Consider the following 18,977-nt stretch of genomic DNA (forward strand, 5'->3'; position numbering starts at 1 on the left):
GCGCTAGCACTAGGCTCCAGATTTCCGGCCGCAATGCCTCACACGTGACCTTACACGCATGCCCCATGACCTTTGCGACCGTCGACTGCGCAGATTGGCCCGCGAGGCCCTTTGCTTCAGCGACCCAGCCCTGAGACGGCGGCCGCCTCGAACAGATCATCCGGAATGGTGTCCCCCCCGGGGTTTTCGACGACTTTCAACACGAGGAACGCATCGAATTCGGGCTCGTCGGCGGGATGGCGGATTTTTTCGAGATAGCGCTCTCCAAATTTCGTTCGCCAGTGCACGAACCGTTGAGCGCCTGCATGCCAGCGCGCGATTGACGCGTTTCGGCAACGGCCGCCGTAATATGCACCGTGTTGTAACTCTTCCTTGCGCAGCAAGCCGGCAGCGTACGCCGCTTCTAATGCCTCGTCGCTTGGGTTAGGTGGCAGGTTGCGCAGCATGAAATTTCCATATGAGTGTGAAAGACAGTTCACCCGCGTATAACGATTTCGCGCTGCAGCGGCTTCCCGCATGTACGAGCGAGATTTCGACGAGATGCTGATGCGCATCGGAGGTGATCGTCGTCACGCAGCAGATCAATGACATGAAGCTACAAATTATGGGTCCAGCGGCAGGTTCTCCGTTCAGATCCCGCGTTTGCCGTGCACTGGAGGCGACCAAGCGATACGCGATGCTAAAAACCGCAAGCGTATGCATTTGCGCGCGCATCGTGCAGGGCGTGGTGCTCTCCGCCATACCTTAGAAAATATGCTGCCCGGCGTGCGGCGTCGATCTGGCCACTAACCTTCTCGAAGGCCCAACCGTTTGGCAACTGGCCGTTAAGCAGGAATCGCAACATGTCTACGTCCACGGCGTGGTCGTAGCAGAGAACGGGCTTGGACCCGACAGGAATGCCTGCGACCCATTCACGCAACTCCTGACTCAGGTCATCCAAAATCATCGCCCTACCTTCGAATCGGCCGAACTGCGGCACCACCACCGCTCGAACAAAGTCACTACAGCGCGCTTCAATATAGTCCGTGCGCTCACCGTAGAACTCAAGCCCGTTCTCTCCAACGATAGCGATACTGAGTACCTCTGGCGCATGGAAGTCGCTGAATTCCGTGTCAATGAAGTAGCGGTTGCCCCAACTATTGTGGCTTTCGGGCGACCTCGACCAATTCATTCCGTCGTGAAAGCGCGTATCGGTCATCGCGTTTGCGCATCAGTTTTCTGCGTGGGCCTGCCAGACGCGCCGGCCGCGCGCATAGCCCGTTGCAACACCATGCGGCACTGAAAACTTCCGGCCTGCCGATGTAGTGAACTGCGTTACGGATAGTAGCGCCTGGTGGCTCTCGCTGTATTCGCTAGCCCCGACTCGTATCTCACTCAAAGGATCCAGGTACCAGTTCTCGGCGAGACGCACTCCACGGGTGCTCACCACTGCAGCTCCGCGCAACACGCTCGCACCATCGAGAAACTGGCTAAGGGATGCCGCACCAAAGGTGAGATCCATCCAAACGACTCGCGGTACATCACGAGTTCGCTTCTCCGCCACGCGAAGAACAAGCAAATCACCCGGCGTCCACTGCTCCAGCACTGCCCACACACCCGCACCATCGCCGACGACCGCCGACTGAAGCGGCAAACGATTTTCGTCCTGAATCAGAAACATATCCATAAAAGCCAAAGGGCCACACCATTCGCGAAATGGGTCGTAAATGCCGTGGCCAAACAGCCATCATACCGTGACCATCACGGGATGCAAAGAGTATCGGTCAAACAGGACGATGCAGGACACCTAGCCGCGATTGGTGCGACGGTTCGCGCTCGCCGGTTAGAGTTCGGCGTCTCCCAAGAGGCTCTTGCACACGCAACCGGTATCGACCGCAGCCATATGGGCCGTATAGAACGCGGCGAGCGCAATCTTTCGGTACTCAATCTCATCAAGATTGCGTCCGCCCTGAACATCGCCCCATCCAAGCTTCTCATGGCATCCGGTCTGTAGGCGCCGCCATTGCGAGCCGGATCGCCTACATCTGGCGGCGCAAGTCAGATAGATTGAAGAGGCATTCGGAGAGGCCGTGCGAATCCGACGCAAGACAACCGGATGGAATCAGAGCAATCTCGCCAGTCATGCGAGCCCGCAAACGTCCGCACTCGGTCGCGTCGAACCCGGCGATGGTGTGCCCAACCTGCGCACCGTGGAACGCATCGCCGCCACGCTGAACGTGCGGCTTTCCCTACTGATTCACGATTATTTTGCCGATTAGTTCGTTCGCAATGGTAAAAACGTGAACAGTACGGTCTATTCTCTCCCACACCGCAGGATGTAGAGCCGGCAGGGAGTCTGGATAACTTGCCTTGTCATGTCAGTCATCATTGGCAAAATACTCCTCCAGCGAAAGGATATCCCGCTGACGAGGCTTATCCTTTTCGATGGGCTCCTGCACCTCGGGAAATTCCGGCACGCCGGCAGCGGCGGCTGCGAGATCACTACGCTCTTCCTTCTCGCGCCGCTGCAGGTCTTTCCTCGCCTCCCTGTCAGTTACCGCCGGCCCATACCATGCCGGCGATTGCGCATCGTGGATGTTCCTAAGCTCCGCCAACCCGTCCGCCGGCAGCAGGCTCGGCTTCCTTCGCTTCGGACCGTCGATCGTCATGCGGACCGCCTCCAGGCGAGCTTCATCCTCATCCATATGCCAGGCGTCCTCGAACGCCAGCAGTTCGACGCGATCGCGGTCGGGATTGCAGTGCGCCGCCGACTCCTCGACCGGCGCAAGGAGCACCCAGTCCCCTTCGCCACGCCGCCACCAGACGAAGTTCTTGTACGGCTTTACGAACACTTCGATCTTCGCTTCCTTGGGATCGATCCCCGCGTCGACAAGATTGCCAGCATATTCCAGCAACGCTTGGGCACCCTCATCCCCTTCCGGCACGCTTGACGGGCTGCCGTAGAACAACGGCCCGACCTTGATCCTCCCCCCGGTGACGGTGCAGTACTTGGCTTCCACAATGGACGCAAGCAAATCGACGGCGGGCCGTGTCAGTGCCGCGTTGCCCCTGCGCAGCTTCTGATGTTCGGCCAGGATGCTGGCGGGAGTCGGCTCGACATGCGCAAGAAACATCTTCTCGTCCAGAGCGGTCGGCTTTCGGCTCCGCGTCAGATTCAATTTGTTGATGACTTCGATGACGATGATCTCGAAAGCCTTCGGCGTGATCAACAGCAGTTCGTTCGACTTCCGCTTGCTACGCTTGCGAAGTTGTGCCTGCTGAATTGACTTGAGCGTGATCACGCCGGCAGGCAGGGCCCGCAGCCGACTCAAGATTCTAGCGCGCATCAGTTCACCCATGGGACCGATGGCACGCAAGATCCCATCGGCACGCATCCTACTTTTAAGCCGCCCAATCCCCCCCTCCACGCCTCCCTTGTCCTGCGGTGCGGCCGCCCTTGTCAGACGCACATCAACCTTGATTCCGTCGACGGTCCAATCGAGCATCTTGTGCGCAGCCCCAGAGCCGCGATCGAGGCCGACCTGATCAAACTGTCCGGTCACGATCCCCGGAAAATCGGCTGGATCCAGACCGAGCTGCCGCAATCGTTCGTCTTTTGGCGTCAGGATGTTGTAGAGCAAATGCCGATACTGTTCTGCGCTTTCCTCTCCTGCGCTGACGAGCCAACCTGTGTAGGCGTTGCTCTTCCGGCAGACTCCCAGCAACACGGTGGCTAGACCGCAATATCGACAATTTTCGCGTGATACCTCTTTGCTCTCGTCGTCGGCCACAACCAGACAGACTTCCGGAAACTCGGCGCCGTCCATATCCGAGATATCCAGCGCTCCGAAGGTCAGGTCTTTGGCACTCCCTCCCCTGACATTGGTCAACTGGCTGTCGATGGGCTGCAGCGCGGGATACTCGAGCAGCAGGGCATTCCTGTGATAAACGAGCGCGCGAGGGCGAGGGATCATCCTCACGTCCATGGGAATTCGGGTCTCATCACCCAGCGTCGTCTGCCAACAGCAATTTGCGTAGAAGAACTCCAGAAATACCTTGCGATTGCGGACCACCCGACCGGCGCCGTCTTTATAGTGTTCGAGCATTCCGTCGATCGCCATCCGCAAACGACCAATCCAGAACGCATCGACACGGTTGACGCCGGGGCGCCTGGCTCGGCCATGGCGCCGCTGCGCCGCGTCACTCCGACCTGGCTTGCGCGCCCCTTCCAGTTGCCATTTCGCATACCCTGGCCGGCCACAGTTCCGCGTTCGTGGCCGCAACCCTTCATAGCCACCGTAGCGGAGAAAGATGCCCAATACGCGCTCAATCTCATAGCGCGTGGTACTCGTTCCCGCAATGATGTCGTCAATCAAGCGGTGCCGCCAGACCGGGTCGACATACAGATCGGCGAAACCATGCTCACCGAGCAGCGACCACTCGATATGGTCTCGCGAGACGAGGCCCTTCACCTTGTCCCAGCGACTGGCCCAGTTTTCCGCAACTGCGTTCTTGCTTACTCTCCTTTTACGATCCGCTCGCGGCGTGTGAGCCGTCCCGGACGCCGAACACTCAACGGATATTGGAGGAAAGGGATCCGGCACGGCTTCGATGGCTTCGTCTGGCTGACTCCTCAACTCGTCGTAGGTTTTGACCAACAGTTGTTGGTCCAGAGAGAACCTCTTGTCGTCCAGATCGAAGAACACCATGAGCTGCTTGTCGGGATCATCATGGACGAACCGATAGCAGCGCGGGCCGCGTCCGGTCAGGTCGCACCGCAGAGTGCTCTGGAACGGCGCAAAGGGGCAAGGATCAAGGTTCACGGCATGCCTCCCGTAGGATCAGGGGCCGATACGGCAGCATCCGATGCGTCGGATCGATCTGAACGAACCCGTACGCGTGCGCCGTACACAGCAAGTTAAAGGCGTGCTCGAATCCACATCCGACCCGGGCTGCCATCGCATGCATGCAGTCATCGAGTGTCAGGTCGTCCGCACGGAAGCGCTCGTGGTTCGCCAGTAGCACGCTGGCGAAATGCCGGGCCTCGGCCTTCAGTCCGCAAATGTCGAGACCCAGCAGGGTCTGATAGCAGCGCGCCGCATTGTGCAACGCCACCTTTGACATCGAATGGACGTCCACCAGTTCGACCGTCACACCTCGCGCGGCAAGCGGCGCCTCAAGCTTGGTCATCCGACTCTCGGTCACGAACAGTGCATGCAGATGGGGGTGACCGGGATGGCTGAGTAGCTCGACGGTCAACATGCAGTCCACCAGTGGCGGGGGCGACCGCCCAATGCGCGCGAAAGGGTCCACAATGGGATAGTTGCCACGCACCTCGAAAACATACGGATTCAGCTTCAGCTGCAGGTCCAACGCGGCAAGGCCAGCGCCAGGGGAAACGTGATGCTGGTTCCCCTTCAGACAGTTGGTGATGGCGACCGTCGAGTAACGACGCTTTCGTATCCTGACAAACCGTTCGGGCGCGTACCGGGCGCCCGTGAGATTGCCCAGCGCGTCGCGCTCCGATAGCGTCAACTGCGGATCCGGTACGCAGAGATCAGGGAATTGCGCAAGGCGTACGCTCATTTTTCGACCTCCCTTCCAATGGCAAGGGTCGTGCGCTCATTCGAGCGCCTTCCTAATCGCCGCAGCGATCAACGGCGAAGCCGATCGCCAGCGATCGAAGAGATAGGGCGTCACGCCGAGCGCGCGGCATAGGGCGGCACGCGTGCACCGCGCCTTCCGATGGCCTGACACGATCGTCCGATGCGCCCTACGCACCTGAGCGGCAATGGTTGCGGCACTGCCCGGCGTGGGCAGTAGCCCGCGCCGCCAGCCGCTTCTGTGCTCGAACGCCTGACATTGTTGACGCAGCCACGCCTTGTCATGAGTGACGAGCCACTGGTAGGCGCGCGGTTCCAGCTTGCGAATGGCGTTGCGCGATCGATTGGGATAGCGATGGCACGCACGCGTCCAAGCGCGTCGCACATCTGTGCGTGCCTGTTCGATACGGGCTGCTGCAGCCAGTGACTTGAGACCATGGGTAGACACGTAACGCGACACCGTACTCTCACTTATCCGGCAAAGCACGGCGATCTGTGCAACTGTGCAGTGGGCCTGCAGCAGCCGCTCGATATCAGACTGGTCATAGCGTCTTCGACCGTCAGCAGGCCGTCGCGCACGGCTGTAGCGCCCCGCCCATCCCGTCACCCGACGTGCCAATGTTCGACCGCAATGTGGGTACTGAGGCGGCGGCAGCAAACCAGTTGCCGGCGACCGGGCGGCGAGGCGCAACCAACCAAGTAGGAGCACGAGAAGGAACGGAGGAATGAAAGCCACTCCCGCAGAGCGAACCCACTGCAAGACGTCCCGACCGAAGCGAGGCCGACAGAAGAACCTGTGCAGTGCAGGATCGTCGACCTGGGCCATGCAGAATTCCCGAAAGCTATGGGAGAACTGCGCGGTGGCATACGTACCACTCGACCGCCGCACACCAGCCGCCGCGATCTGCGCCTCGAATTCCAGCGCAGCCTGCTCGCAGTTCGCCCCCAGTTGGCACACCATGACCGTATCCAGCGCAAACTGCCGCTGGGCGGCAGTCGCCTCACGCACGCGGTCGGCGGGATAGCAAGGCGCCGGACCTGGCAACGTCGGGACGAGCTGCGCACCATCGCGCCAGCACGCCCGCACGAGTGGTGCACGATGCGGCCAGAGCATGGCACGTGTCCCGTATTCGTTCCATGCCGCGAGTTCGCACAAGGGGCAGACCAGGTTGCCGGGGTAGGTCGCGATCATCCAGGGCGCCCGCCCCGAGGGCCGGATCGCCCCAACACCCGTTCGCACCCGCTCGCGAAAAGCCTCGCGCATCGCTGGCGTCATCTGGAAGGCGCAATAGTTGACCAGCGTGCGCTGCATGAGCAGTTCCTCAGCCGTTCCGAAAAATCCGGAAGCCAGGTTGGCCAGATGCTCCAGCGCGACCGTGACCGTTCCATAGGCGAGGTCAGGCTCCCGTACGATGCCGCCTCGCCTGGCATACGGCGGATCTCCCAGTACGCAGGTGGCAAGACTTGACGCGGCCTCGAACGGGTCGTGCGGTAAGGCGACGCAGATTTGGCCTGGCATCATGCCCGTTTCTCCTGCGCGCTGGGTTCGAAGTGGGTGACATCAAGGGCCAGAAGACGTTCCCGTATGGCTTTCGTGGCGCGGATGCCTTGCGCGTGGAACAATGGCCGCATGGCGTGCGCAAAACGTTCGTCGGCGCACATCCAAGCCCGAAATGCACCTCCAGGGATGCCTGCTTCCTTCAACACTTCGCGACAGTTCAGCGGCAGGCTGCGCCCCGCCTCGACAAGCGCTGCCACCGCACCCTTCAAACTGCGGACGACTCGGTGTTGTTGCTCAGGTAGACGAAAGGCTCCCTGCGCGTTAGGCGCGTAGGGAGAATAGAAAGAGTGCGACGACAGCCATTCCCGATCGTGCACAAGGAGCCAGCGATACGCACGCGGTTCGGTCGCCGCCACGGCGCTCACGCCCACATTGCCGTGCCGGCGGTATGCCGCTCGCCACGCTGCTCTTGCCGTACGTTTGAGAAACAAAAATCTGGCGTGTCGCGACTCGTCGTTGCGTCCACTGCGCCAGACTCTGTTAAAGACGATATGCCGCGGTAGGCCCTTGATCGTTGCTACGGCCAATGCGCTGTAGCCCCGCAGTCGCAGTGCGAGGACCTCATGGCGCTCGGGCCGGTCCAGTTTCGGCTCTTCAGCGGCACTCCACGTGCCCAACTGGACAGATCGGCTTCTGGCGTAGGCCGGAGTGACGGCCGTCACCCCCACTTGACGCAGAAATCCGAGGAAGAGCACGAGCAAGACCGGCGGCACGACCCCACAACTTTGGGTCAGAAATCTCACGATGCGCGTCGTGGCATTCTCATCGCTGCCAATCTTTTGCAACACCGGATGCTGTACCTGGGTCTGGACATACGCTTGAAAGCCTTTGGTCAGCCTCTCCCGGCAAAAACGGCCGTGCCGGTACTGGAAGCCTGCATCGCGGATGCGCGCCGCGACGGTGGCGATCACCCCATCGAGATCTCGAGCCATTTCGCACAGCGTGACAACATCTCGCGCGAAATTGACTTGTGCGGCCAGGGCCTGTTCCACACGGCTTGCCGGCTTACTGGGGTTTCTCGGAAATCTGACAAGGCGTGCGCCGTGCATCCAGCAAGCATCCACCCACGGCGCCTGATGCGGCCACAACAGAGCCAGGGTTCCGTAGTCCGCCAGCGCTTCCTGCACGCACAACGGACACACCATTGGCGGTCGAGGGTCGCGAAAATGGTCCGGGTCTCCCGAAGATGGACTGACCACGCCATCAATGGCGCGACGCCTCAGGCTTTCAAAGCACTCGCGTTTCATGGCAGGCCTGCGATAGTTCAACAGCGTTCGCGTATTCAGCAATTGCTCTACGTCACCATAGAATCCGTCACCCAAGGCCGCCAGCTTGCGCAATGGCCAAGACACGGTCCCGTACGCTCGATCGGCGCTCGGCACCTCTCCGGTAGGGGAGATGGATGGGACACCGAACAGCTCGTTGGCAACACTGCTCGCCGCCTCGAATGGGTGGCGGGGCAAAAGGGGAACGATCGATTCAAACATGGTGGGCTCTATCCATTCTGACAAGGCGTACGCCGTGCCTCGGGCAAGCATCAACCCAAGCTGCCTGATGCGGCCACAACACAGCGTGGGTTCCGTAGTCCACTTCCTGCACGCACATCGGACACACCATTGGCAGTCGATGGTCGAGAAAATGGCCTAGGTTTTTCGAATATGGACTGAGCACCTTTCCGGCTGAGGACATGAATGGCACACTCAAGCGCTCGTCGGCAACGCTACCCCCCGCCTCAAATGGGTGGCGGGGTAGAAGGGGAACGATCGATTCGAACATGCTGGTCTCCTGTCTATGGATGTCGCCCTGCTCACGACCTGCAACCCAACGCGTCCAGCCAATCGGCGACCGAGTGTGGTTCGCAGGTCGGCCCTGTGAGGACAGGTACATGTCAAGCAGCCCGGCTGGATGGTTTCGGCACGCCACGCTGCGCAGGTTGAGGCCTGTCCTTGACCCCGGTCCGCGGAGAAAGCCAGTCCCCATAACGCACGGCCTCGTGGTACTCCACTTCGTCCTGCGCATACAGCCTGACGTACGGCAGCAGCCCTGGGCACGACGCCTCGATCAGACCCTGCGTCAGCCTGCGCGGGTCATAGACCCGCTGGCGATGCAAGCGCCGGCTGATCTCGCAGAACATCAGCGGAAAGGCCAAGCGATGCCCCAGCACCTCGCGAATCAGCCCGGGGAGGTCGTCAGGCATCGGCTCGCTGGTCGGCAGCTTGCCCCAGAAAAACCGCGCGATGCGCTCATCATCACCGGGTGGATGCGGAATGATCTCCTGCACCTTTCCCACGGAAAGCAGGTCCAGCGCGTTGCGTGCCCTGCCGTGCAGGAGGCCGGAAGCCAGGAACGCGACCACGCCAATGCCTCCCACGTCGGCAATGTATCCAAGTGTCTGATAGAAGTCGGCCAGTTCCTGCATCCGCGACGCATGACGCGAATCGAGCCCGACGATCGCAATGGCGCCCACGTGCAGCGCACTGAGCGTGCGGAGGATAATCTCCAGGGCCGGCATACTGGACCGTCGATACTCGTCGATGAGACCTTTGTGCAGAAAGGCGTCAATACTGCGCAGCAATGCGAGAATGAATGACTGCTCATTCAGACGCACGGCTACCCGAATGACGAGAAACGGCCAGTGATGGAGGTGCCCTGTCGTCGTGATCGATCGGCCTCGCTCGTCGAATTCATCCACGCGGTCATATTCGCGACAGACGCCGTAGTGCCACTGCATGGCGAACGCGAGTCTGTGGGCCTCCATCGAATGGGGGGCGGCCACCAGCAACACGCGACGGGTTCGCTCCGCGCTATCCTGCGAACAGAGTTCCGGCATGTCGAACCGGGCGTGATAGATTGCGCGCGTCGTGTCCTGCCGGATCTGCACCAGGGAGTCTCCCTTGGCTTGCGTCCGCGTCTCGACCATTTCGTCGATGAGGCGCGCGATTCTGATGTCCTCAAGTGTCGGCAGGAAAGCGCCCTCGATATCCAGTCGCGTGCGGGCGAGGGACGATCGTGCCTGGGCACGGCGTTGCGAATCCTCCAACGCGTCGGCCTCCGCGAGCCTTAAGTAAAGGGCCTGCTTGCCTAGCGATTTCGGCAAGGCCTCCACCAGGAAACTGCGTCGAACCGCCAAATGAACGCGTCTGGAACGTTCCTGCTGAGCTGACACACCCATGTCGGTCTCCTCCAAGGCACTGCGCACCAGGCAGACTCATATTGCCTGCGGATCATTAGTCGAAGGAGTCCACGCGCCCTTTGGTCGTTTGAGGGACCCCAGCAATTCCCCCGCAGGCAGCGATCGTGCGATCGGCCACGGCCACCATGCAGGTCAGGGATCGCTTGCGCACAATCTCCCCGGCGGCTTCGTCGATCAGCGCGACATCGGGTTGGCTATGGGCTTCGATGTGCTGACTGATCTCGCCGGTCTTTCGCAGCGCTCCAGGCTGCCAAGGCAGCGGCTTCAGCCCTGCGCGGTTGACTCTGCAGACCCGAATTCGATGGACGTCCTCTTCAGCGTCAGCGCGAAATTTCCAGTCCAGCGCCGCCCCCTGGACAACGGCGTGCTCACCGGCGAGTCGCAGATGCGAGTGCGCCGCACGCGAGAACATAGAATCTGGGCGATATCGAATCTGCCTTCCCGTCGAGGCGCACCCGCCCCGGGCGTACACGGCATTGCGGGATGCGGCGCAATGTGGTGCAAGCCTCCAGTCACGCGGCGGCCGGCAGCAGTTCTCCGGTACATGAGCGATTTGACCGACCTTGGCTCGGTCACGGCCATCGGCAGTCACCGACGGCACAGCAGCGGCTCGGCTGAGCGCCAGCGATCCAGCGCGTGCCGTGCGCGGGCGCGCGAACGAAGTGACAAGCATGCCCGTTCTCCTGAAGTACATTGTTCAGTACTTCACAGCCGAAGGGACGACAAATCCCTTGACCTGGCATGTCCCCTGTTCAATACTGGGGTTGTCCGACTCCAGTACTAGCAGGCAGCACGCGCAGGCCTTGGCGGCCTCATGCAGTACTCTGAACCGCATCAACCAGTTGCAGCTGGTTGGTGCGTTTTTGTTTCCAGTCGCAATGCTGGAAACAGCGAGTCAAGCATAGTGGGCAAGCGGAAGGTGTTCAAAGAAAATTGCGCCCCGAAAACCCTGATTTTTCATGGCGAATGTTCCAAAGGCACGTGCAAAGGTCATATTAATTTACCCATAAAACATGACCTTTCGTCGGAGCGGGGACGGCGACGCCAACAATAATGTGAATTAACGCGGCCGTCCCAATCCCTTACGCACTTGCAGGGGCAAGCGCGCCTGCGCTGTCCATACGCTGCCACGTGTGCGCACCGGTCGAGCGGCCATGCCGATCGCGGGCTTTCGCTCCCCTGGCGCAAACGCTGCACGGCTTCGCGCCTACGTCCACGTTCGGTCTAGACGCAGCGGGTGGTCGTATCCAGCGACACGTGCCCGACGTGCTGCGCAACCATCTCGATGGGTACGCCCGGCTCGTCCTCGTCCGTGAAATTGCGCACCAATGGATTGCACCTTGCGTTCGCAGTTTCAGTTCGCGCTTTTTTGCGGGCAATAGAATGCACCGTGCGCTCGTGGTGTCTGCTCGGGATTTGGCGGACCAATGGATTCCACTTTCTGCCGGACGGCGTTCAGACCAGGGTGTTTGGCCGCAGCCAGAATATTGAAAGTGAATTCGCCACCGTGCCTCACCTGTCCCCGCCGCCCGCCTGGAGGCGCGCTGATGGGCAGCGTGCGTTCCGCGTGGCGGGCACAACCCGCGCCGCCCGTCAGGCAGACTGTGTGGCCCAGAACTGCGCCATCGCCGCCTGGCGCGCGGCGGCTTCGGTGCGCACATAGCGCGTGGTGGTGGCCAGCGATCGATGCCCCAGGTTCTGCTGCACGACCTCGACCGGCACCCCGGCGGCCAGCGCATGCGAGGCGTGGGTGTGCCGCAGCCAGTGCGTGCTGGCGCGCCGCAGGCACCGCGCCGCCGGCGGATCGGTGGCGGCGATGGTCTCGGCGCACTGCCGGAAGAACGCCTTGATCTGGCGATGAAAGGTGCTGGGTGCGATCGGCGCGGCTGGATCCGCGGTCAGCCGATTGGCCCACGGCGTGCGTACGGCCTGGTCGGTCGCCCCGCCCAGCAACGCGGCGCCGCCGGCCTGCCGGGGATCGCCTGGCAGGCCTCGCGCGACCAGGTAGTCGGCCAGTTGCCGCATCAAGCCCTCCGGCAACGGCACGTCGCGCAGGCGGCCGCCCTTGCCCACGACCTGCAGCCACCAGCCGTCCGGCCCGAGGGTCTCCCCCTGCCCCGACGGGCGGTCCCGGCGCAGATCGTCGGTGGTCGCGGCCACGAGTTCGGACAGGCGCAGGCCCGTGTCGTACAGCAATGGCAGCGCAAACTGTAGCCGCTGGTTGGCGGAGGTGGGCGGCAGCGCCACGAGCTCGCGCACCAGGAAGATCCACTGATCGGCGGTGAAGCCACGCCCGGGATCGAGCCCCGGAGCCAACGTGCGGGGTGCCCGAACCGCCCGCCAGGGGTTGCCGCTCAGGTAGCCCTGCGCGCCCAGAAACGCAAACAGGTTACCCAGCACGCCGAGGGCGTAGGCGCACGAAGCCGCGGACAGTGGCCCGGCCAGCGGCCGCCAGCGCGCGCTCCAGCGCGGCTGCGTGTGGACGCTGCACCAGTCTGGTGGCGGCGCCAGCAGGAAGTCCCGGTAGGCGACGGCGTCCTCGATCGTCACGGAGGACAGCGCGCAGCGCCGCGCGAGTACCGCCCACAGCAGGAAGCGTTCGGCCTCCTTGCGGTATGCCCGCTGCGTCGCGTTCACTGCCCCTTCCGCCCCCTCCACGCCGTCCCCCTTGCTGGCGAGCCACGCCAGGATGGCGTCCCGATCGTTGCCCGCCGCCAGGCGGCACTGCGCGCGCGGACAACGGAAGGTGCCAGCGCGCCCGTCGAGCGCCGGGGGCGGCGAGAAGCGCTCGAGCGGCACGCATGCGCTGAGTGGACGGCATGCGTCGGCTGGCACCAGCGCCGCGGCCCCAGCGTTGTCGATCTCGGCTCCGGCATCGGCATCGGGCACCTCGCCCAAGGTGTCCGCGTGCGCGCGCAGGAACGCGGCGATCGCGTGCGCCTTGCGCACCCCGATGCCGCGCAGGGGACGCCACCAGGCCGGCCCCTGCTTCTGCAGGAATGTCACCAGTTCGCCCAGCGTGTTGAGATGGGCATGGCACAGGCGCGCTGCGACCGCGTCGACCAGCCAGGCCTCGCAACCGTCCGCCGACGACACGGGCCGGGCAACCTGCGCCTCGAGCGTGTGGATGGCGTCGAGCTGGCGGTGTAGCAACGCCGTGCGGTGGCGCTGACGGGTCAACGCCGGGCCAAAGGTGGATTCGTAGGCGCTCATTTGCTCGACTTCGCTGAATCCATCCAGGCCTTCGGCCCGCACAAAATCCGCCAGGGCCGGCAGCGGCGAGGCAACCGGTGGTGCGAGATCCAGCCGTAGCAGCCGGGCGCGGGCGAAGTCGCCGCCGCGCGCGGCGGCCGCGCCGAGTTCCGCCCGGATCCAGCCGGTCATGCGGTGCACCCGCAGGCCGTCGTCGAAGGCGCCCGCGTCGGTGAGGTAGCGGTCCCACATGGCGCGCGGGGACAGGCCCTGCGCCACGGCGCGCAGGAAGGCGAAGTGGCCGCGGTGCAGACGCGGGCGCACCACGCTGTAGCGGCCGCGGGGGCTATGGGAGCCATGCGGCGGCGCGGGCACGGGCGCTGCAGGGGAAAGGGTGGAGGACGTGGCCATGGCAGCTCCAGGTATCGGAGAGGGCACGGCAGAGGCGGGAGGCAGCAGGCGGGCCGCGGGTGTCGGCCGATTTACGATAGCAGATAAGACGAATTATCCTGCAGTGAACACCCGTATTTCGCCCGCCGGCGTCATGTCGCGGCCCGGCGCAGTTCTCCGGGGAAGGCCGGCGAAGGCGATGCCCCGCCTTTCCGGAACCAGGTCGGGACGGATCCCTGCGGCCCGTGAATGCCGTGTTCCTAGCGATGGGCCCGCGTGATTGCCGAATCCCGCGGGCGAAGCGATGCATCCCAGCGGATCTTTCTCAACCTCGGCAATGGCGAACTTGACCCGCTAGAGAGTTGGCGAGAGAGCGTGCGGAGCGCCGTGCTTCGGGCATTTGGAAAAACGCTTCGCCGATGGCCCTGGCCGCCGCGGGGGATCTCCACGGCCTGCGTCGCGCTCGACGGGATCACGGCGACACCGCTGCCATCGCTGGAAGCACGACAGGCCGACTGTAAGACCCGTTCCACCGGTAGAAACACGACAGGCCGGCCGCAGGATCCTGCCATCGCTAGAAGCACGATCACGGCAAATCCTCAGCCGGCATCGTTAGAAGCACGATAGTCGGAACCGTTCCCGGCTCATAGAGAGGCTTTTCAGCCATATTCACTACCGCAGCGATGCATCCCAGCGGATCTTTTTCAGCATCGGCAATTGCGAACTTGACCCGCTCGAGAGCTTGGCGAGAGAGAGTGCGGAGCTCCGTTCTTCGGGCATTTGGAAAAACGCTTCGCCGATGCCCTGGCCGCCGCGGGGGATCTCCGCGGCCTGCGTCGCGTTCGACGGGATCACGGCGACATCGCTTCCATCGCTTGAAGCACGAACAGGCCGACTGTAAGATCCGTTCCATCGGTAGAAACACGACAGGCCGGCCGCAGGATCCTTCCATCGCTAGAAGCACGATCACGGCAAGTCCTCAGCCGGCATCGTTAGAAGCACGATAGTCGGAACCGTTCCCGGCTCATAGAGAGGCTTTTCAGCCATATTCACGGCCGCGGACGAGTGGTTGCGCGGGGTCATCACCTAACGGCTGTCGCACAGTAGGCAACCCTTACCTACCGCCGCACCATCGCTAGAAGCACGATCGCGTGCGCGAGCACCTTGCTCCCCTGCTTCGGGCGTTCGAGATCATTAGCGGTCGGCTCGACGCCGCACGCCGCGCGGCATACTTTCCAAGGGATGGCGGCGAGCACCACGCGCTGCACGATGCGTGAGCAAATGCATACGCTTGCGGCGTTTAGCCTCTCACCGGGGTGTCTTTGTAGCCGAAAATAACCTGTACCCCGTGCTTTCGAAGTCTCAGCTACCAGCCAGCCAAAGTGATGCGTGTAGTGACAATAAAACCGTCGAAACCAAGCCAGGCCAAGCAAAACGAGCTTTCCAAGCAAGACGTTCTCGGACTTTATTGTCACGGTTTCTATGACTTTATTGTTCGGTGACAGCCGATGCAAGCGGCTAAACGCCAATCACCTCAAATACTGGAACAGGTTCATGTTCTGTATCTGCATGAACGATTGCTGGGCGCCCTGCAGTGCGGTTTTTCGCTGGGAGTACTCGGTGATTGCCGACGCGTAGTTCAGATCCTGCAGGTTGGACAGCGTCTCCGAGTTGTTCAGGTCGCGGTTCTGGCCGATGGTATCCAGCGCGTCGAGTTCCTGCATGCGCGAGCCTACCGACGAGCGGACCGTCAGCACGTTATCGAGCGAGTTGCCGAACTGGCGAATGCCGGTGGCCAGCACGTTCTGCAGGTTGGCGCCAGCGGCGGCCTGGTTCGTGCCGGTGTCGATCGGCTGCTTCAGCGCGTTGATCACGTTCTGCAGGTTGGCGAACATGTCGGCGCCGGCCTGTTGCGCGGGCACGGCCGTGAACGAATCGCCGTTGGCAGGCGTGCCCTTGACGGTGAACGTCACGCCGCCCACGCTGATGGGCGTGCCATCGCTGTAGGCCACGGCGCCGCCGATTGCGGCACCCGTGGTCGCGTTCGAGACCTGGTACTCCATGTTGCCCGTTACCGCATTGGTCTGGAACGACAGCTTCAGCGGCGTGCCGTAGAGCGGGTTGGACGGATCGGAAACCGAGATCGGGCCATAGGTGGCCGTACCCGTATTCGCGGCGTTGCCTTTCAGCACGTAGCCGGCGTTGCTCGTGACGCTCATGAAGACTTCGGCGCCGTTGTTGCCCGACTCCATCTGGCGTGCCACGTCCACCTGCAGCAGCTGGTGGCTGTTGTCGCCCTGATAGACCGCTGCGCCAGCGGAGTTCTTTGCGAACGGAACCGTGCTGGACTGCAGGCCGGCGAACAGGTAGTTGCCGTTGCCGTCGTCGGCGTTGGCCATGCCCATAAGCTGGTCGTACTGACCTTGCAGCGCGGTGGCCAGCGATGCGCGGTCGGTATCGCTCATCGTGCCGTTACCGGCATTCACCAGCAGCGACTGGATGTTCTGGATCGTCGTGGTGACCGACTGCAGCGTGTTTTCTTCCATGCCCAGCGTAGCGCTGGCCTGCTTGCGCGTGGTGGTGTACTGGCCGTTCACGGACTGTGCCTGCGCCACGCCCAGCGCACGCGTGGCGGCCACGGGGTCGTCCGACGGCGTCAGGATGCGGCGGCCAGTGCCGAGCTGCTGTTGCACGTGCAGCAGGCTGGCCTGCTGGTTGTTCATCGAGGCCAGGCCTTGCTGGTACAGGGTGGAGGTAGCGACGCGCACCATGGCGTGATTCCTTCGTATCCGGTTGAACTGTCAGTCAGTAACGGGCCCTGCCCGGTCAGTTGATGCCGATCAGCGTGTCGAAGATCGTGCTGGCGGTCTGGATGACCTTGGCGTTGGCCTGGTAAAGCTGCTGGAACTTGAGCAGGTTCACCGTTTCCTCATCCATGTTCACGCCCGATACTGATTGCTGCGCGGTCGTGATCTGCGTGGTGATGCTGTCCTGCGACTCCGACGCGATGCTGGCCGACTTGGCGTCGCTGCCCACCTGGTTGACCAGCGACGCGTAGGCGTCGTTGAAGCTGGACGTGCCGTTGATGGTCTTGGCCGTCTGCAGCTTGGCCAGCGCCAGCGCGTTGCCGTTGTCGGACACGGCGCCCGAGTTGGCCGAAAGCGTGAAGGTGTCACCGGCCTTCGGCGTGCCGTCGAACGTGAAGGTCAGGCCGTTGAACGTGTAGTCGGTGCCGGTGCCGTTGGGAGCCGTGCTGGTCGGGTTGACCGTAGTGCCGGAGGCGTCCTTGAACGTGTACCCCACACCGTTGTAGGTGGCGGTGATCGTGCTGGGCAGTTGCGTGAAGCCTTGCGCCACGTTGCTGAGCGTAGCGGTACCGGCACCCGTGTTCTGCGTGCTGGCGTCGGCACGGGCCGGCGAAGCGGCGGCAATCTTGGCCGGATCGGTGATCAGCGTGCCGAAGCCAGCGGCGGCGTTGCGCGTGGGCTGGATCGTGAACTGGTCGTTGGCGTTCATGGCCTTGTTCACACTGACCGTAAAGCCATCCGCCCCTATCGACAGCGGGAAGGTTGCCGTTGCGCCAGCTTGCGTGGCCACCACGGTGTTGTCCGACGTGCGCGTCAGCGTGTAGTTGGTGCCGTCGAACTTCAGCGTGTAGTCGCTGGTCGTCAGGTTGCCTGCACCCGGGTTGTCAATGGTGGCAGTGGCAACGGCGCCCGACGTGTTGTTCGAGTTCGCGTAGACCGTGGGGCTGCCCAGCGCGAAGAAGTTGCCGCCCGTGGCGCCGTTCAGGTCGATACCAAGGTTGTGCTGGTTGTTGAAGGTCTGGCCAAGCGCCAGCGACAGACGGCCGATGGCGTTCTGCGCCGCGTCGAGCGACTGGCTGCGGAAGCGCAGCAGGCCGCCGATCGATCCGCCGGTCACCGATCCATCCTGGGCTTCGATAACGCCGCCGTTGGGCAGCGAATAGCCGATGGTCGTGCGGCTGGGGTCGGACGACGACGGAATCGCCTTCATGTCGTACGAATCGGAGCCCATCACCAGCGGCTGGCCATTGCCGACGAACACGTTGTACGTGTTGCCGTCCTGCACTACCACCTTTGCGCCCACCAGTTCGGTCAGCTTGGACACAGCCTGGTCGCGCTGGTCCAGCAGGTCGTTGGGCGGCTGGCCGCCGGATGCGGCAGTCAGCTGCGCGATCTGCTTGTTCAGGTTGGCGATCTGCTTCGCGTAGTCGTTGACCTGGGTCACCGACGACGTGATCTGCGTATTGATGCCGTCCTGAAGCTGCTTGAAGTAGTCGCTCGACGACTTGATCTGGCCGGCCAGTGCCTGGGCGGCAGACAGCATGCCCTGACGTGCAGCGGAGTCACCGGGCGTGTCCGAAACGGCTTGCACGGATCCGAAGAACTTCTGCATCAGCGGCGCCAGCCCTGCGGTCTGGTCAGCCAGCAGGTTGTCGATCTGCGAAATCTGGGTCGAGTAGGTGGACAGGTCGTTGCTGGCCGACGTGGCGGTGCGCAGCTGGCCGGTCAGGAAGCCGTCATAGACGCGCTGCACCGTGACCGTGTTGGCACCCTGGCCAAAGAAACCGGAACCCGTGAACTGGCCACCCGCAGACGCCACGATCGTGCTCTGGCGCGTGTAACCCGGCGTTGCCGCGTTGCTGAAGTTGTGGCCAGTGGTCGTCAGCGCGTTCTGCGCCACGTTGAGGCCCGACAGACCAATATTAAACAGAGACATGCTCGTCTGACTCCGGATCGAATGGCTAGCCAGCGGCAGGCAGCCGTCGGCGGTGGATGTGCTCAATAACGGCAGGCAAGGGGTGGGACTTTAGGGGCGACAAGCGACGGATACACGTTCGCGTTGTGAGCATGTACTTTCGCGGAAACGGCTCCCGCAAACGCCAATGGCGCGACTGAAAGGCCGTCGCGCCATGCAGCTTCACCAATTGTTTCTCCCCTCTCCCACAAAGTGGGAGAGGGGTCGGGGGAGAGGGCTCGGCGGTTCAAACTGCGACTGTCGCGTCTTGATGCGCCCGCCCTCTCCCCCTGCCCCT

The 18,977-nt window shown here is 62.7% G+C and carries 14 protein-coding genes; 2 read left to right on the plus strand and 12 right to left on the minus strand.

Annotated elements, in window-relative coordinates; all coding sequences use genetic code 11:
* Positions 1-116: 116 nt before the first annotated feature.
* The 3 genes from B552_RS0112260 to B552_RS28420 all read right to left on the minus strand — a co-directional run bounded on the left by B552_RS0112260 (position 117) and on the right by B552_RS28420 (position 1,666).
* Positions 117-446, minus strand: coding sequence for a hypothetical protein (locus B552_RS0112260; protein WP_019449315.1), 330 nt, complete (start codon positions 444-446; stop codon positions 117-119).
* 233 nt (positions 447-679) lie between these two features.
* The gene (locus tag B552_RS0112265) at positions 680-1,198 is read right to left on the minus strand and encodes a 3'-5' exoribonuclease (RefSeq protein ID WP_019449316.1); all 519 of its coding nucleotides are present in this window, start codon (positions 1,196-1,198) and stop codon (positions 680-682) included.
* A gap of 12 nt (positions 1,199-1,210) precedes the next feature.
* Positions 1,211-1,666, minus strand: a complete 456-nt coding sequence (locus B552_RS28420) for a hypothetical protein (RefSeq protein ID WP_019449317.1) — start codon at positions 1,664-1,666, stop codon at positions 1,211-1,213.
* Positions 1,667-1,747: 81 nt separating this feature from the next.
* Between B552_RS28420 and B552_RS0112270 the strand changes: the two genes are divergently transcribed.
* Positions 1,748-1,993, plus strand: coding sequence for a helix-turn-helix transcriptional regulator (locus tag B552_RS0112270; protein WP_026035588.1), 246 nt, complete (start codon positions 1,748-1,750; stop codon positions 1,991-1,993).
* Between the two features lie 52 nt (positions 1,994-2,045).
* Positions 2,046-2,258 carry a helix-turn-helix transcriptional regulator gene (locus B552_RS27460; RefSeq protein ID WP_280949274.1) on the plus strand — a complete coding sequence of 71 codons (213 nt, stop codon included), beginning with the start codon at positions 2,046-2,048 and terminating at the stop codon, positions 2,256-2,258.
* Positions 2,259-2,357: 99 nt separating this feature from the next.
* Here the strand turns inward: B552_RS27460 and B552_RS0112280 are convergent, their stop codons facing one another.
* The 9 genes from B552_RS0112280 to flgK form a co-directional block, all read right to left on the minus strand.
* Positions 2,358-4,802: a hypothetical protein gene (locus B552_RS0112280; RefSeq protein ID WP_019449320.1), complete on the minus strand. Its 2,445-nt coding sequence runs from the start codon at positions 4,800-4,802 to the stop codon at positions 2,358-2,360.
* A complete protein-coding gene (locus B552_RS0112285) occupies positions 4,792-5,565 on the minus strand; it encodes a hypothetical protein (RefSeq protein WP_019449321.1) in 774 nt (257 codons plus the stop codon). Before B552_RS0112285 ends, B552_RS0112280 begins: the two co-directional genes overlap by 11 nt.
* 36 nt (positions 5,566-5,601) lie before the next feature.
* Positions 5,602-7,104, minus strand: coding sequence for a TnsD family Tn7-like transposition protein (locus tag B552_RS0112290; protein ID WP_019449322.1), 1,503 nt, complete (start codon positions 7,102-7,104; stop codon positions 5,602-5,604).
* Positions 7,101-8,630, minus strand: a complete 1,530-nt coding sequence (locus tag B552_RS0112295; RefSeq protein ID WP_157160239.1) for a hypothetical protein — start codon at positions 8,628-8,630, stop codon at positions 7,101-7,103. Before B552_RS0112295 ends, B552_RS0112290 begins: the two co-directional genes overlap by 4 nt.
* Before the next feature lie 401 nt (positions 8,631-9,031).
* Positions 9,032-10,315 (minus strand): hypothetical protein, encoded by a 1,284-nt coding sequence (locus tag B552_RS0112300; RefSeq protein ID WP_019449324.1) that lies wholly within the window; start codon positions 10,313-10,315, stop codon positions 9,032-9,034.
* A gap of 55 nt (positions 10,316-10,370) precedes the next feature.
* Positions 10,371-11,009, minus strand: a complete 639-nt coding sequence (locus B552_RS28845; protein WP_157160240.1) for a hypothetical protein — start codon at positions 11,007-11,009, stop codon at positions 10,371-10,373.
* A 920-nt stretch (positions 11,010-11,929) separates the two neighbouring features.
* A complete protein-coding gene (locus B552_RS0112320) occupies positions 11,930-13,939 on the minus strand; it encodes a tyrosine-type recombinase/integrase (RefSeq protein WP_019449327.1) in 2,010 nt (669 codons plus the stop codon).
* 1,508 nt (positions 13,940-15,447) lie between these two features.
* Positions 15,448-16,686, minus strand: coding sequence for a flagellar hook-associated protein FlgL (gene flgL / locus B552_RS0112330; protein ID WP_026035592.1), 1,239 nt, complete (start codon positions 16,684-16,686; stop codon positions 15,448-15,450).
* Positions 16,687-16,744: 58 nt separating this feature from the next.
* Entirely contained in the window at positions 16,745-18,661 is a 1,917-nt protein-coding gene (gene flgK / locus B552_RS0112335) for a flagellar hook-associated protein FlgK (RefSeq protein ID WP_019449330.1), read from the minus strand.
* Positions 18,662-18,977: the final 316 nt, after the last annotated feature.

The sequence above is a fragment of the Cupriavidus sp. BIS7 genome (assembly GCF_000292345.1).
GTDB lineage: Bacteria > Pseudomonadota > Gammaproteobacteria > Burkholderiales > Burkholderiaceae > Cupriavidus.

What these genes read in the sequence shown, in the direction of transcription:
- B552_RS0112270 (WP_026035588.1), top strand. Translation starts at nt 1,748, where the DNA reads ATGCAAAGAGTATCGGTCAAACAGGACGATGCAGGACACCTAGCCGCG.
- B552_RS0112285 (WP_019449321.1), bottom strand. Translation starts at nt 5,565, where the DNA reads ATGAGCGTACGCCTTGCGCAATTCCCTGATCTCTGCGTACCGGATCCG.
- B552_RS0112265 (WP_019449316.1), bottom strand. Translation starts at nt 1,198, where the DNA reads ATGACCGATACGCGCTTTCACGACGGAATGAATTGGTCGAGGTCGCCC.
- B552_RS28845 (WP_157160240.1), bottom strand. Translation starts at nt 11,009, where the DNA reads ATGCTTGTCACTTCGTTCGCGCGCCCGCGCACGGCACGCGCTGGATCG.
- B552_RS0112290 (WP_019449322.1), bottom strand. Translation starts at nt 7,104, where the DNA reads ATGATGCCAGGCCAAATCTGCGTCGCCTTACCGCACGACCCGTTCGAG.
- B552_RS0112300 (WP_019449324.1), bottom strand. Translation starts at nt 10,315, where the DNA reads ATGGGTGTGTCAGCTCAGCAGGAACGTTCCAGACGCGTTCATTTGGCG.
- B552_RS0112295 (WP_157160239.1), bottom strand. Translation starts at nt 8,630, where the DNA reads ATGTTTGAATCGATCGTTCCCCTTTTGCCCCGCCACCCATTCGAGGCG.
- B552_RS28420 (WP_019449317.1), bottom strand. Translation starts at nt 1,666, where the DNA reads ATGGATATGTTTCTGATTCAGGACGAAAATCGTTTGCCGCTTCAGTCG.
- B552_RS0112260 (WP_019449315.1), bottom strand. Translation starts at nt 446, where the DNA reads ATGCTGCGCAACCTGCCACCTAACCCAAGCGACGAGGCATTAGAAGCG.
- B552_RS0112320 (WP_019449327.1), bottom strand. Translation starts at nt 13,939, where the DNA reads ATGGCCACGTCCTCCACCCTTTCCCCTGCAGCGCCCGTGCCCGCGCCG.
- flgK (WP_019449330.1), bottom strand. Translation starts at nt 18,661, where the DNA reads ATGTCTCTGTTTAATATTGGTCTGTCGGGCCTCAACGTGGCGCAGAAC.